At 45.7% G+C, this 14154-nt stretch carries 13 protein-coding genes; 12 read left to right on the top strand and 1 reads right to left on the bottom strand.

The genetic code is table 11. The features are described 5' to 3' along the window. Nucleotides 1-84 precede the first annotated feature (84 nt). Nucleotides 85-744 carry a UPF0236 family transposase-like protein gene (locus GXN74_RS13370; protein ID WP_162371445.1) on the bottom strand — a complete coding sequence of 220 codons (660 nt, stop codon included), beginning with the start codon at nt 742-744 and terminating at the stop codon, nt 85-87. 300 nt (nt 745-1044) lie between these two features. Between GXN74_RS13370 and GXN74_RS13365 the strand changes: the two genes are divergently transcribed. The 12 genes from GXN74_RS13365 (at nt 1045) to GXN74_RS13310 (ending at nt 14072) form a co-directional block, all read left to right on the top strand. Continuing rightward, the gene (locus GXN74_RS13365) at nt 1045-3051 is read left to right on the top strand and encodes a copper-translocating P-type ATPase (RefSeq protein WP_162371444.1); all 2007 of its coding nucleotides are present in this window, start codon (nt 1045-1047) and stop codon (nt 3049-3051) included. 261 nt (nt 3052-3312) lie between these two features. Beyond that, nucleotides 3313-5292 carry a polysaccharide biosynthesis protein gene (locus GXN74_RS13360; protein ID WP_162371443.1) on the top strand — a complete coding sequence of 660 codons (1980 nt, stop codon included), beginning with the start codon at nt 3313-3315 and terminating at the stop codon, nt 5290-5292. Nucleotides 5293-5377: 85 nt separating this feature from the next. Next, nucleotides 5378-5767, top strand: a complete 390-nt coding sequence (locus GXN74_RS14810; protein ID WP_212505816.1) for a type II secretion system protein — start codon at nt 5378-5380, stop codon at nt 5765-5767. Nucleotides 5768-5966: 199 nt separating this feature from the next. Continuing rightward, nucleotides 5967-6230, top strand: a complete 264-nt coding sequence (locus tag GXN74_RS13350; RefSeq protein ID WP_162371442.1) for a hypothetical protein — start codon at nt 5967-5969, stop codon at nt 6228-6230. 111 nt (nt 6231-6341) lie between these two features. Continuing rightward, the gene (locus GXN74_RS13345) at nt 6342-6875 is read left to right on the top strand and encodes a winged helix-turn-helix transcriptional regulator (RefSeq protein WP_162371441.1); all 534 of its coding nucleotides are present in this window, start codon (nt 6342-6344) and stop codon (nt 6873-6875) included. Between the two features lie 186 nt (nt 6876-7061). After that, on the top strand, nt 7062-8072 hold the full coding sequence (locus GXN74_RS13340) for a virulence RhuM family protein (protein ID WP_162371440.1): 1011 nt from the start codon (nt 7062-7064) through the stop codon (nt 8070-8072). Between the two features lie 335 nt (nt 8073-8407). Next, entirely contained in the window at nt 8408-9160 is a 753-nt protein-coding gene (locus GXN74_RS13335; RefSeq protein WP_162371439.1) for an FRG domain-containing protein, read from the top strand. Between the two features lie 17 nt (nt 9161-9177). After that, on the top strand, nt 9178-9801 hold the full coding sequence (locus GXN74_RS13330; RefSeq protein ID WP_162371438.1) for a sugar transferase: 624 nt from the start codon (nt 9178-9180) through the stop codon (nt 9799-9801). A gap of 29 nt (nt 9802-9830) precedes the next feature. Then, entirely contained in the window at nt 9831-10853 is a 1023-nt protein-coding gene (locus tag GXN74_RS13325; protein WP_162371437.1) for an SH3 domain-containing protein, read from the top strand. 33 nt (nt 10854-10886) lie between these two features. Beyond that, nucleotides 10887-11735, top strand: a complete 849-nt coding sequence (locus GXN74_RS13320) for an NAD-dependent epimerase/dehydratase family protein (protein WP_162371436.1) — start codon at nt 10887-10889, stop codon at nt 11733-11735. A 5-nt stretch (nt 11736-11740) separates the two neighbouring features. Then, entirely contained in the window at nt 11741-12862 is a 1122-nt protein-coding gene (locus GXN74_RS13315; RefSeq protein WP_162371435.1) for a glycosyltransferase family 4 protein, read from the top strand. Between the two features lie 22 nt (nt 12863-12884). After that, nucleotides 12885-14072 (top strand): hypothetical protein, encoded by a 1188-nt coding sequence (locus GXN74_RS13310; protein ID WP_162371434.1) that lies wholly within the window; start codon nt 12885-12887, stop codon nt 14070-14072. Nucleotides 14073-14154: the final 82 nt, after the last annotated feature.

Genomic DNA, 14154 nt, shown 5'->3' with positions numbered 1-14154 from the left:
TAGAATGTTTCGAGAATCCGGGCCATGCCCTCCGGGTTGGTGAGGTTCTCTCGAAGCAAAAGCAGATTTACGAGGCGCTGGCCATCACACCTCCAGCATAGTTACGTGTTGGCGGGAATCCAGGTTGTATGCCATGGAGACCTTCATCTCCCGCTTTCCCTTCTTGGCCGGACGGTCCTTCCTCTGCATGTTCAGATAAATCCCGTCCATCTCCTCGAACAGGATGGGTGTCTCTTCCTCTCCCTGCAGGCGCTCCTGCTTCATGGCTGCCACCAGACCCTTCTCTTCCTCGTCCAGCTTCTCTCCCAAGGTTTGCACCAGGTTCCACGCACCCCCGTGGCTGATGCTCTGCCCCGTCATGCTGCTCACCTCATCCGCTGTGGCACGATAGGAAAGCTTGGTGGCACCCTCCACAATCTTCTCCGCAAGATTCGTGGACAGCAGCCCGATCCGTTCCATCTGCATTTCTTGGTCCAGAAGGTACACGTACTCCTTCTTCCCTTCTTCGCTGGTGCGTTCGTATACCCGCCGGCTGTATTCCACAGTCCCATAGATGGTCTTGATGGATGTCTTCCGACCCCCTTTGTCCCTATAGAGGGTCTTGTCACGGGCTTCCGCTATCCGGTCGTCCAGCTGCTGCAGCACTTCTTCCGTCATCTTCCGGGCCAGATTACAGGCTTCCTCAAATATTCTTTTCTCAAACTCCTTGAATGTTGTCACTTTTTCGCTTAAAATGGTATTCATCACATGGCCTCTTTCATTTATGTTTTTCTTCGTCGTTAAACATTATAAAAGAATATCCATGTGATGGGAAGTGGGCTTCGGCCCACTTCTTTTATTTCTCCTGCCAACTATAATTATACTCTTACTGTTCATCAGGATTAGACAGTCGCTGTACGATTTTGGATAAATCGTACAGCGACTGTTGTTTTGTCCTGCTTCGGGGAGAGAAAGGCAAGAAGGGCCACAAGGGTGTCCATCCTCCGGAACCATGGTATAATGGAACCAGAAGCCGGGACGCAAAGCATGTGAAGGAGGTATCCTATGGACAATCATGAACACAAGCCTATGGAACCGGGACATTCCCATGACCACCACGACCACCACGACCATCACGCCATGATGGCGGAGGATTTCAGGAGAAGGTTCTTCGTCTCCCTGTTCCTCATGGTGCCCATCCTTGCGCTTTCTCCGATGATCCAGATGTTCCTGGGGGTGGACTGGAGGTTCCCGGGGGATTCCCATCTCCTGTTCGGACTTTCGACGGTGCTTTTCATCTATGGCGGAAAGCCTTTCCTCGCAGGCGCGGTAGAGGAGTTCAAGGAACGGTCCCCCGCCATGATGATGCTGATCGCGATGGCCATCACGGTGGCCTATGTCTACAGCTCCCTGACGGTCTTCGTCCTGGAGGGGAACGACTTCTTCTGGGAGCTGGCGACGCTGATCGTCATCATGCTGCTGGGGCACTGGATCGAGATGAAGTCCGTCATGGGCGCTTCCAGAGCGCTGGAGGAGCTGGTGAAGCTGATGCCGGAGAGCGCGCACCTGATCCTAGCGGACGGGATGACAAAGGACGTTCCCGTGGAGAAGCTGGAGGAGGGGGACGCCGTGCTGGTCAAGCCCGGCGAGAAGGTCCCCATGGACGGGATCGTCTATGAAGGGGAATCGGCGGTGGATGAATCCATGGTCACCGGGGAGTCGGTGCCGGTGGACAAGGGTGCGGATGACCAGGTCATCGGAGGTTCCATCAACGGGGAAGGCATCCTGAAGCTGAAGGTCAACCGGGTGGGGGACGCGACCTTCCTCTCCCAGGTGATCAAGCTGGTCCGGGAGGCGCAGGAATCCAAGTCCAACACCCAGCGGCTGGCCGATGTGGCCGCCAAGTGGCTGTTCCATATCGCGGTGACGGCAGGGACACTGACCTTCGGGGTCTGGATGCTCTTGGGCGCGGGGCTCGATTTCGCTGTGGAGCGTGCGGTCACCGTGATCATCATCGCCTGTCCCCATGCCCTGGGCCTCGCCACTCCGCTGGTCACGGCGGTGTCCACCAGCATCGGGGCGAAGCGGGGACTGCTCATCCGGAACCGGGCGGCCTTCGAGAACGCCCGGCGGATCGACTCCCTGGTCTTCGACAAGACGGGAACCCTGACAAAAGGGGAGTTCGGCGTCACGGATGTCCATGGGGTGGGCACTTCGGAGGAGGACCTCCTGACCTTGGCCTATTCCGTGGAGCTGAACTCCGAGCATCCCATAGCCCATGGAATTGTGGGGGAGGGGAAGAAGCGGAAGCTGGACGCCCTGGAGGTCAGGGACTACCAGAACCTGACGGGGAAGGGCCTGCGGGCCACCGTGGACGGCAGGGCGATCCTGGTGGTGAGCCCCGGCCATATGCGGGAGGAAGGCATCGGGTTCGACGACACCCGCTACGGGGAACTGGCTAAGGAAGGGAAGACGGTGGTCTTCCTCCTGGAGGAAGGGAAACTCCTAGGCTATATCGCCCTGGCGGACATCATCCGGGACTCCGCCATTGAGGCGGTGGATGCCCTGAAGGGCATGGGGGTCGAATCCATCCTGCTGACCGGCGACAACCCCAAGGTCGCCGCCTATGTGGGCAAGAAGGTCGGAATCGACAAGGTCTTTGCGGAGGTGCTGCCCCAGGAGAAGGCTTCGAAGATCGAGAGCCTCCTTGAGGAGGGCAGGACCGTGGGGATGACAGGGGACGGGGTGAACGATGCGCCGTCGCTTGCGAAGGCGGACCTGGGGATCGCCATCGGCGCGGGGACGGATGTGGCCATCGAGACCGCGGACGTGATCCTGGTGCGGAGCGACCCGCTGGATGTGGTGAACATCCTCAAGCTCTCCAAGGCCACCTACAGGAAAATGGTCCAGAACCTGGTCTGGGCCACCGGATACAACCTGGTCGCCATCCCCCTTGCGGCCGGCGTCCTCTACAGCCAGGGGATCCTCGTCAGTCCGGCGCTGGGCGCCGTGCTGATGTCCCTGAGCACCGTCATCGTCGCGGTGAACGCGAGGCTGATGAAGGTGGAGTGAAGGATGATCCCGTGTGCTCTGGCAACAATTTCACAAACATCCCCAAAACGATTGCGCTCCCCCCTGTTTTATAGTAAACTGTTAAAGGATATCGAGGACATATACGGAGGCATTGGGGATGCCTCTTCCATGGATAGACGAGGAGAGAGTGATGAAGGGACCATATCGAATGAAGGCGTTTGCATGTCACAGCCTGCATGTCCGAAGGGACGTGCGGGCTTTTGTCGTACACAAGTATCAGAAAGAAGGAGGTAACCCTGCATGAAGAAGCTGATTAGGATCTGTTTCCTGCTGGGGGTGGACATGCTCCTGGTGAACCTGTCGGTCTACGGAGCCCTGCTCCTGCGTTTCGAGGGGCGGATCGAGCCCCAGTACCTGGAGACCTACCTGACCCATCTGATCCCCATGACCCTGATCAAGGTGGGGGTCTTCTACTTCTTTAGGCTCTACAAGAGCGTCTGGCGCTACGCCAGCATCGACGAGCTGGTCCAGGTGGGGATGGCGGCGGTGTTCGCCAACACCCTGGTGATGAGCTACTTCCTGCTGCTGCAGCAGAACCTGCCCCGGAGCGTGTACATCATCACCGCCCTGCTGGACGGGATGCTGGTCGGGGGCTTCAGGATGAGTTACCGTCTGGTGCGCCGGCTCAGGAAGTTGGACCTTGCGGGCCGTGCCAAGCAGAAGCGGGTGCTGGTGGTGGGGGCCGGGGACGCCGGGGCCATGATCATCCGGGAGATGAAGGGGAACGAGCATCTGGGGATCCGCCCGGTGGCCATCATCGACGACAACCGGCAGAAGGAGGGGATGCACATCCACCGGGTTCCCGTGGTGGGCCAGCGGAAGGACATCCCGGAGGTGTGCGAGAAGCTGCGCATCCAGGAGATCGTCATCGCCATCCCCTCGGCGGACCGGCTCACCATCCGGGCCATCGTCCAGGAGTGCGAGAAGACCAAATGCAAGCTGAAGATCCTCCCCGGGGTCTACGACATGATGAGCGGGAAGGCGGACATCACCTCCCTGCGGAACGTGCGGATCGAGGACCTGCTGGGCAGGGACGAGATCAAGCTGGACATGGGGGAGATGGGCGCCTACATCACCGGGAAGCGGGTGATGGTCACCGGCGGGGGCGGCTCCATCGGTTCGGAGCTGGCCCGGCAGATCGCCAAGTTCAGCCCTGCGGAGCTGGTCCTGGTGGACATCTACGAGAACAACGTGTACGACCTGCAGAACGAGCTGAAGCGGGCCTACAGGGTGCTGGACTACGGGCTGGAGGGCTACCCCCAAGGGGTGGAGCACGACCTGAAGCTGCGGGCGGTGATCGCCTCGGTGCGGGACGAGGACCGGATGGACAGCCTGATGGGGGAAGCAAGGCCCCACCTGGTGTTCCATGCGGCGGCCCACAAGCATGTGCCCCTGATGGAGCACAATCCCAAGGCGGCGGTGAAGAACAACGTGTTCGGAACCTACAATGTGGCCAGTGCCGCCAGCCGCCACGGGGTGGGACGGTTCGTGCTGATCTCCACGGACAAGGCGGTGAACCCCACCAACATCATGGGGGCCACCAAGCGGATGTGCGAGATGGTGATCCAGACCATGGACAAGGGGAGCGATACGGAGTTCGCCATCGTGCGCTTCGGGAACGTGCTGGGGAGCAACGGGAGCGTGGTGCCCCTTTTCAAGCGGCAGATCGAGGAGCAGGGGTATGTGACCGTGACCCATCCGGAGATCATCCGGTATTTCATGACCATCCCGGAGGCGGCCCGTCTGGTGGTCCAGGCGGGGGCCATGGCCCGGGGGGGCGAGGTGTTCATCCTGGACATGGGGGAGCCAGTGAAGATCGTGGACCTGGCCCGGGATGTGATCCGCCTGTCGGGGTACGAGCCGGAGGTGGAGATCCCCATCAAGTTCACGGGACTGCGGCCCGGGGAGAAGTTGTTCGAGGAGCTGCTGATGGACGAGGAGGGAATCCAGTCCACCCGGCATGAGAAGATCTTCATCGGCAGGCCCGGGGACCTGGAGCAGGAGGAGCTGCTGGAGAAGCTGGAGAAGCTGAGGAAGGTCGTGGAAGACGGGGAAGACGGGGACGTGAAGCGGGTGATGAAGGAGGTCGTGGGGACGTATAGGGAAGAAGGGGACTCCGGAAAAAAGGGGGAAGCCGGGAGCCCGTTGTGTCGGGAGGTTGTGAAGGAAGATAGGGAAAGAGGGTCCGGGAAAATGGGGGAGATGGTTAAGGTAAGGTAGATGCTTGCCACTTAATGTCAGGGTGGTTTGCTGCTATAATGGACTTGGAGCCTGTTCCTTGTAGGAACGGAGGACGAGCAGACATATGGCAGCAAGCAAGTTCTGGAAGAAGCAGGAAGGTTTCACGCTGATTGAGCTGGTGGTGGTGATTGCAATCCTGGGAATCCTGGCGGCGATCGCCGTGCCCCGGATGGCCGGTTTCACCGGAGCGGCCAGGGAGAGCGTGTGTGAAACGAACAGGAAGTCGCTGGAAAGGCTGTATGGAGCGTTTCTGGAGGCGGGAGGGTTGGAGCACGGGGAGATGGTGTTCCAGCAGTACAGGGACGAGATGTTCAGGACGGAAGCGGCTTGTCCTGAAGGAGGCGAACTCGCCTATGTGGACGAGGAAGTGGTTTGCGGTCTGCATGGTGGAGGAAGCGCAGATGAGGGAGAAGAGGATGAAGGCCCTGGCGGAGGGGAAGTGCCGTGGCTGTGAGGAAAGTGTGAGGGGAATAAGGGATAGGTGATAAGGGGATGGACTTGGAACTAATGGGTTGTTGACAGGTGAGGAACGGGCTCCAATAATTTCTATAAAGAAATTCTCACCAACGCTCGCGCGAAAGCATATTTTTGTTTCAAAAACGTCACGCACTGCGTGACCAATTCTAAACCCATCGAATTCGAGTACATTAAACATGAACTATCCTAAAAGCATAGATATTCCTAAGAATGTCGGAGAACGCCGAAGAGTGTCGAAGAATGCCGAAGAAGCAGGAGACATTTTGGAAACCTACCCGGATGCAGGCCACTTCCGGATAACTTCCGGATGGGCAGATGCAGCAACAGGTGATATGAAGAGGAAGCAACTATTAGGAATTTCCGAATTGTTCAAATTGAAGGTTCATGTCAGGTATAGTTCCTCGATGAACCCGGGACATCTTGACACATCAACCACATAAATGATATGATGACCATGTGTTCAAAATATGAACATGGTCTGCTATGTCCTTCGTGGTTGACATCTATAATCTTTTTTTTTGCTTTTTATTCCATTTACAGGAGCTTCCATTATGAATAAAACGTATGACAACGAACTTCTAATCCTATCCCAAATCGACGCCAACCCCGACACCACCCAGCGGGATCTCTCCCGCCACACCGGACTGTCCCTGGGGAGCGTCAATTTGCTGCTTAAAAAAATGGCCAAAGAAGGTCTCATAAAAATCGAATCAATCCCCGCCCACCGGGTCGCTTACATGCTCACCCCCCGGGGTATGGTGGAAAAAGCCAACAAAACCGTCAACTACATCAAACGCCACTACAACGCCATCAACCAAACCAAGGAAAATATAAAAACCGTCATGACCACCCTCCTGGCAGAACACCCCACCCTCTACATCCTTCGCACCCAAGACGAAGTAGGGAACCTGGTGGTCACCGCCGTGGAAGAAATGCCCCCCGCACAAGCCGCCACCATTAACTTCATCCACACCATGGAAGAAGCCAAAGGCAGCCACATACCCGTGGTGCACTGCGTACCCGACGAAAGTCTGGAACATATGGGGTATGCCAACCCCACCATCAACCTGCTGGAGAAACTGTAGCGGAAACCGAGTAGGGAAGGACATCTTTGGAATAAATGAGTGGATGGTAAGACCGACGTGAGTATGGTGAAGTAATTCCAACCACAAGATGTAAATAATCCTAACTACTCAAAAAATTCGTGGAGTTGGAGTCCTTCAAATAACTGTTATAATATATAATCGAAAATTAAGGGAAGGGGTGAAGTAATGAACTCAAGAATAATCATGTATCAGACAGAAGATGGCTTAACAAAAATAGAAACAAATTTTGACGGAGATACTGTATGGCTTTCAATAGATCAAATGGCAGAACTATTTCAACGTGACAAATCTACAATCTCTCGGCACATAAAAAATATCTTTACTGAGGGCGAACTTGAGCGTCATTCAGTTGTTGCAAATTTTGCAACAACTGCGACTGATGGGAAAAACTATCAAGTTGACTATTATAACCTCGATGTAATCATATCCGTTGGTTATCGAGTAAAGTCATTACGCGGTACACAATTTCGTGTTTGGGCAAATAAAATCTTAAAAGAGTATCTTAAAAAAGGATTTGCTATGAATGATGACCTCCTTAAAAACTCAGGAGGCGGCAACTACTTTCAAGAACTTCTTGAGCGTATTAGAGATATTCGATCAAGTGAGAAAGTCTTTTACAGGCAAATACTTGATATTTATGCAACAAGTATTGATTATGACCCAAGAGCATCTGAGTCTATTGTGTTTTTCAAGATAGTGCAAAACAAAATGCACTTTGCAGCTCATGGTCACACAGCTGCTGAAATTGTTTATTTACGAGCTGACGCAGATAAAGACTTTATGGGAATGACAGCCTTTGATGGAAAAAGCTTAAGAAAATCTGATGCATCTATTGCAAAGAACTATTTAAAGGAAGATGAAATTAAGATTTTGAATAGATTAGTCACCGCATATCTAGAGTTTGCCGAACTCCAAGCAATCAGGCAAAGGCCAATGTATATGAAGGATTGGATAGGGAAGCTAGATGACTTTATAAAAATGAGCGGAAGCGAGTTGTTGGACAGCGCAGGAAAAATCAGTCATGAAGATGCTAAAATAAAAGCCGAATTAGAGTATGAGAAGTATAAAGAACGAAGCAATGATCAATTAACTAGAGTTGAGAGAGATTTTATAGAGCATGTGAAGACTGCGCAGAAACAGCTTGAACAAGGCAAAGGTATAAAAGGTGGTCGATAAAAACTATCTACCACCGACGAAAACCTGTGATATCAAGGGTTTGGTAGAATAGTGGTCGAAGTGGTCGATAAAAGCGCAAACTTTTTGATTGGATGTATATGTCGACGTGAGTATGGTGAAAGGATAAAGAGGCTGCAAGGTAGTGATAGCAAGGGTTTCAGAGGTTGGTGTATAAGGGGGAATGTTACAGAAGCATTACACGTCTAAGCATCCAATCAGGAGACGGAATTATGCAAGATATAGTGTTAAAAACATTAAGACATACCATATATAGAAGCAGAGAATAAGGTGTTTTATACACCACAAACGTACATAATCGATGCAGGAGGATTCATATGAGTTTGCACAAAGCTGAAGATGTAATCAAATTATTTGAAACCTTGAATGATGAATCAAACTACTTTAGGGGTTATACAGATTATGATTTTCATATGAAGCCTTCGTTAGGTCGAGGTGATTACAATGAATTCGAAATTCTTCATACATATTACTCAGTAAATAATGAGACTATTGAGTTTAGTAGTTTAATAGATGTTATTGAACATGCACAGCATTATGGTGAAAAAACAAGATTATTAGATTGGTCATTGAGTCCTTGGGTTGCTCTATACTTTGCGAATTACAAAAATAGTAAAAATGATGAAACATCATATATAGGTATGCTAAATACAGAAATGCCTTCCTTTGAGTTAATTCCAACTTTATCAAATACATGGGACATGATTGGTGATTTTACATGGGACGAGGTAGGTGAATTCACTTGGGATGAAATATCTGAAATTGGAGTTAGCAGTACTAAAAAATATTTATCAAATCTCAAATTTAATGGATTGTATGAAGAGTTTCTTAAGAATTTACCCGAAGACAAATACTTAATAAATCGTTATTCTACTGAAGAAATAAATCATAGAAAGAAATTGCAAAAAGGTCTATTCACTTTCCATAAAGATCCCAAGATTCCTATGGAAAGAAAACACTTTGATTTATATGTACTTGAATTGCCCAAAGAGGAAAAAGTAAAATTGCTCGATATACTGTCAAAAAAATATGGTGTTAATGGAATTACATTAGGTTTTGACGTTAATTAAAATCAGGAGGAACTATCATGGTTTATTTAAAAATCAAAAGATTAATAGATATCATACTTTCAATTTTAGGACTTATCGTTTTATCTCCTGTTTTTTTAGTACTCATTATAGCTATTAAGATTGACTCCCCTGGACCTGTTCTCTTTAAACAGAAGAGAGTCGGGATCCATAAGAGTCATTTTCATATATTGAAGTTTCGTACCATGCGTATTGATACGCCGAAGGACACCCCAACACATTTATTAGAGAACCCAGATCAGTGGATTACAAAGGTAGGGAAGTTTTTAAGAAGAACATCTCTGGACGAATTACCACAGATCATCAATATCTTTAAAGGCAAGATGAGTATCATCGGCCCTCGTCCAGCACTTTGGAATCAGTATGATCTGATTGAAGAAAGAGACAAGTACGGTGCAAATGACGTGCCTGTTGGCCTTACTGGGTGGGCGCAGATTAATGGTAGGGATGAACTTGAGATTGATGTGAAGGCTAGGCTGGATGGAGAGTACGCTGAGAAGATTGGTTTCATGATGGATGTCAGATGCTTCTTTGGTACGATATTTAGTGTTCTGAGAAGTGATGGTGTTGTTGAAGGTGGGACTGGAACGAAAAAAGCTGACAAAGAGTCAGTGAAACATTAATTAGTATTTAAAGAAATGTAGGTGATGTGATGAGCAGTAAATCGATATATGGATTTGAGATTTCTGGTATGCAAAGAATGTTGGAGAGTATGTCTCCGGTCCTTAAATCAGTTCAAATGTCTAATGCTATAACTGCTGCTATGCCTACAAGTATGATTTCTCAGCAGTTATTCGATGCAACTCAACCTTTGAGAGAAGCAACAGAACGATGGAATCAGATATTTAATACTGTTGAGATGACTGGATTAAGAGAATCGCTCATGAGGACATCCAATTTAATGGGATCTTCGTCAATGATTGAGGCAAGTAATAATCTTCAAAGAGTTCTTAAATCAGCATCATTGCAAATGAATTTAAGTAGTACCACTCAACAACTAAACTTAGGATTTGATCCTAGAATATTTGAAACTATACAGCGCTTATCCATTGATACATCGACAATTGAAAAAGCTATTCAAAATAATCTAAAGATATTAAGGGGCGTTGACTGGTCTTCGATTATTGATGCTGAAGATTTTGAGGATTTTAATGTTGAGAACTCTTTAGATAGTGCTGTTATAGATCTCAATGATGGGGTTTCGTTTCAGGAACAGATAGCTGAATTTATAAATCGATTTAAAACAAAGAATCCAGTTCTTGCTATTTTGATTGTTATGTTTGTTTTTAGCCCAGTTCAGGCAGCGATAAATGATGCTGTGCGAGATTTGGTTAAAGGGGTAACTACTCCAATCATCGAACAGGCTCAAACGAATGACTATAAAGTTATCGAAAAGAATATGAAAATCGAAGTTAATAATACTTTGATCATAAATGTTGAATCAAAAGATGTAAGAGATGAGTTTATGAAAATCTATGGTTATGTTTCGACAGAAAAATTGGTCATGAGACAAACCAACAAAGTTAAGTCGAATGCAATTCACACTCTTGAGTTTGGACAAATTGTTAGGATAATTCATAAAGATAGAAATTGGACTTTAGTTGAATATGAAAGCGAAGGAGAGCCCATTCAAGGCTGGGTATTCACTCGGTACATTTCAAAGTTCAAGAAGTAAATTATTATGGTGAGATGAGGAGACAGTGACGAAATGAAAAGAGTATTAATCACTGGTAAGAACAGTTACATAGGTACATCTCTAGAGAATTGGCTCCTGAGTGAACCTGATAAATATAAAGTAGATACGGTTGATATGAAAGATGGATCATGGAAAGAGAAGGACTTCAGTTCATATGATGTTATTTTTCATGTGGCTGGGATTGCTCATATTAAAGAAACAGCTGATAACCAGGACATATACTACAAAGTAAACAGAGACTTAGCTTATGAAACTGCTAAAAAGGCTAAACAAGATGGAGTAGAGCAGTTTATTTTTCTGAGTTCTATGAGTGTATATGGTATTGAGAATGGCGTTATCGATACGAGTACACCACTTAAACCAAGCAGTGCTTATGGGAAGTCAAAGATTGAAGCTGAAGACTTAATCAATGGACTTCAGGATGATTCCTTCACTGTAGCAACACTAAGACCGCCTATGGTATATGGCAAGGGCTGCAGAGGGAACTATCCGAGGTTAGTAGGACTGGCTCACAAGACTCCGATTTTTCCAAAGGTAGACAATAAGCGAAGCATGATCTACATAGATAACTTATCAGAATTTGTGAAAAAGCTTATTGATAACAGAAGTGGAGGATTGTTCTTTCCACAGAATGCTGAGTATGTGAGTACCAGCGAGATGGTGAGGCTAATTGCTGAGGCGCATGGCAGGCGAGTGAGGATGACTAAGTTATTTAATCCCTTATTAAGGCTACTGAATGTAAGTACAGTAAATAAGGTATTTGGTGACTTGGTGTATGACATGAGTATGTCTGAATATGAGAGTGATTATAGAGTTTGTGGGTTTAGAGAGTCAATTATAAAAACAGAACAGAGGAATTGATTATAATGAAGAAGGTTCTTTTCGTAGCAACAGTTGTAAAACTTCATATTATGGTGTTTCATATACCCTACTTAGAATGGTTTAAGAAAAATGGATATGAAGTACATGTTGCAGCTAGAAATGATTATGAAAATAAAGAAGAATGCAATGTACCATTTTGTGATAAGTTATTTGATTTACCTTTCGAACGTTCTCCGATAAAGAAAAACAACTTTTATGTATATAAAGAACTAAAAAATATTATTGATATTAATGAATATGAAATAATTCATTGTCATACTCCAATGGGCGGGGCGATTGGAAGGTTAGCAGCTCGTAGTGCTCGAAAAAGTGGAACTAAAGTTATTTATACTGCTCACGGTTTTCACTTTTATAAAGGTGCACCTCTTATTAATTGGCTAATATATTATCCGGTTGAGAAATGGCTTGCTAGATATACGGATACTTTAATTACCATTAATAAAGAAGATTATGAAAGAGCTAAAAGTAAATTTAGAGCTAAAAGAGTTTTGTACATACCAGGTGTTGGGATAGATTTAGAAAAGTTTAATACGGTGGAACTTGACAGAGACTTAAAACGTAGTGAATTGGGATTGCCAAAAGATGCACTTGTTGTTTTGTCAGTAGGGGAGCTTAATAAAAATAAGAACCATGAGGTTATTATTAGAGCAATTGCTAAGATAAATAATACTAATATCCACTACATAATATGTGGACAAGGGAAGTTAGATGAACATTTGTGGAATTTAAGTATAGAGCTAGGTCTAGAAAATCAAGTACATTTACTAGGGTTCAGAAAAGATATCCCTGAAATATGCATGATATCAGAACTATTTGCATTTCCTTCATATAGAGAAGGGCTATCTGTTGCTTTAATGGAAGCAATGGCAAATGGATTACCAGTAGTATGTTCTAATATTAGAGGTAATTCAGATTTGACAGAAAGTGGAAAAGGTGGATATTTGGTTGAACCTGATAATGTAGAAGGGTTTGCTAAACATATTAAAGAGTTGATAGAAGATAGCAGGTTAAGAAGTGAGTTGGGTAGGTTTAATCATAAAAAGATAGAGAACTACTCTATTGAGAATGTTTTAAAAGAGATGGAAAAGATTTATAAAGATTTATAAATTACAAAATGAAGGTGTTTAGATGAGACAGAAAAAGCTACAGTATTTAACTATTCAACAATTCACATTTTTAGCTTACTTAGCTATAACAACATTAATGTTTTTTTTATCTATGTCACAAGGGAATGAAGGTGTTACCTACAGACTATTTGGTGGTGGCGATGATGGATACTTTTATTGGATTCAAGCCCAAAATGTTGCAGAAGGTAGTGCATGGATAAGGACATCAATATATCCATTGATAATAGGGACATTGATGAAAGTTACAGGGATTGAAAGCGTCTATTTAATTAGGATGTTTAACTATATCGGATTCTTATTGCTGGTTGCATTTTCCTTAAAGTTAATAAAAGTCCAATTCAAAATGGATGACAATAGCATCGATCAAGAATATAAATTTAAAGCTCAAACTCTATTATTAGTTAGTTATTTATTCTATGCAAGCCTACAGATGAATCTTAATTTTTCGATACTTAGAGATATTTGGATATACACAGTGTATATTCTATCAACTTATTTAAGCATTAAATTGGTTTTTTACAAGAAAAATAGATTTTTCTATTTTGTTTTATTAGTAGCTTCCGTATGGTTATTAGGCGAATTTAGGGGATACGCAATGCTTTCATTTTTGTTATCTCTTGGAATATACTTTGCTTACACAAAGGTAAAATTACTTAAAAAACCAAAGCGGCTTGCATTTGTTGGTGTTGGAGCATTTGCTATGTATTATAGTTTTTTTATGGATGTAACAATTTCAGGTATGTCGTTAAGAAGAGCTTTAAACTATAGAGCAGCTTCATTAGGCATGTATTCAGGTGGAAGTCAGATGTGGATTAGTCTGGACCAATCAAATTTTATTTTATTCTTAATAAACTACATTCATAGTTATATTGGAAACTTAATAGGACCATTACCATGGCACGTTTCAGGAGTGAGTACACTATTTATATTTTTAGTAGAAACGATACCTATGGTTTTAATACTGAGATTTTTATGGAAAAAAAGAAACCTATTAACTAAGGTCCAAAAGTATATCATATTACATGGTTTTGTTTGGGTTAGCTTGATTGGATTTACAAATGACAACTTAGGAACAGCTTCAAGGCTAAGACCTGTAGCGTGGATACTGATACTAATTGTATTTGTTGTTATTTACGCAAAAAATAGATATCTTAAGGATTCAACTAGAAACCAGGTGGTGGTTAAATGATAAAAATATTATTTATGAGAAGTGAAAATGCATTCCTTCCAGAAGTAGATGCTTATATAGATTACTTTAATAAAACTAAAGA

Source organism: Anaerotalea alkaliphila (assembly GCF_010179735.1).
GTDB lineage: Bacteria > Bacillota > Clostridia > Lachnospirales > Vallitaleaceae > Anaerotalea > Anaerotalea alkaliphila.
Note: the sequence above shows the minus strand (reverse complement) of the source record. Positions and strands in the feature narration are given on the sequence as shown.

What these genes read in the sequence shown, in the direction of transcription:
- GXN74_RS13370 (WP_162371445.1), bottom strand. Translation starts at nt 744, where the DNA reads ATGAATACCATTTTAAGCGAAAAAGTGACAACATTCAAGGAGTTTGAG.
- GXN74_RS13365 (WP_162371444.1), top strand. Translation starts at nt 1,045, where the DNA reads ATGGACAATCATGAACACAAGCCTATGGAACCGGGACATTCCCATGAC.
- GXN74_RS13360 (WP_162371443.1), top strand. Translation starts at nt 3,313, where the DNA reads ATGAAGAAGCTGATTAGGATCTGTTTCCTGCTGGGGGTGGACATGCTC.
- GXN74_RS14810 (WP_212505816.1), top strand. Translation starts at nt 5,378, where the DNA reads ATGGCAGCAAGCAAGTTCTGGAAGAAGCAGGAAGGTTTCACGCTGATT.
- GXN74_RS13350 (WP_162371442.1), top strand. Translation starts at nt 5,967, where the DNA reads ATGAACTATCCTAAAAGCATAGATATTCCTAAGAATGTCGGAGAACGC.
- GXN74_RS13345 (WP_162371441.1), top strand. Translation starts at nt 6,342, where the DNA reads ATGAATAAAACGTATGACAACGAACTTCTAATCCTATCCCAAATCGAC.
- GXN74_RS13340 (WP_162371440.1), top strand. Translation starts at nt 7,062, where the DNA reads ATGAACTCAAGAATAATCATGTATCAGACAGAAGATGGCTTAACAAAA.
- GXN74_RS13335 (WP_162371439.1), top strand. Translation starts at nt 8,408, where the DNA reads ATGAGTTTGCACAAAGCTGAAGATGTAATCAAATTATTTGAAACCTTG.
- GXN74_RS13330 (WP_162371438.1), top strand. Translation starts at nt 9,178, where the DNA reads ATGGTTTATTTAAAAATCAAAAGATTAATAGATATCATACTTTCAATT.
- GXN74_RS13325 (WP_162371437.1), top strand. Translation starts at nt 9,831, where the DNA reads ATGAGCAGTAAATCGATATATGGATTTGAGATTTCTGGTATGCAAAGA.
- GXN74_RS13320 (WP_162371436.1), top strand. Translation starts at nt 10,887, where the DNA reads ATGAAAAGAGTATTAATCACTGGTAAGAACAGTTACATAGGTACATCT.
- GXN74_RS13315 (WP_162371435.1), top strand. Translation starts at nt 11,741, where the DNA reads ATGAAGAAGGTTCTTTTCGTAGCAACAGTTGTAAAACTTCATATTATG.
- GXN74_RS13310 (WP_162371434.1), top strand. Translation starts at nt 12,885, where the DNA reads ATGAGACAGAAAAAGCTACAGTATTTAACTATTCAACAATTCACATTT.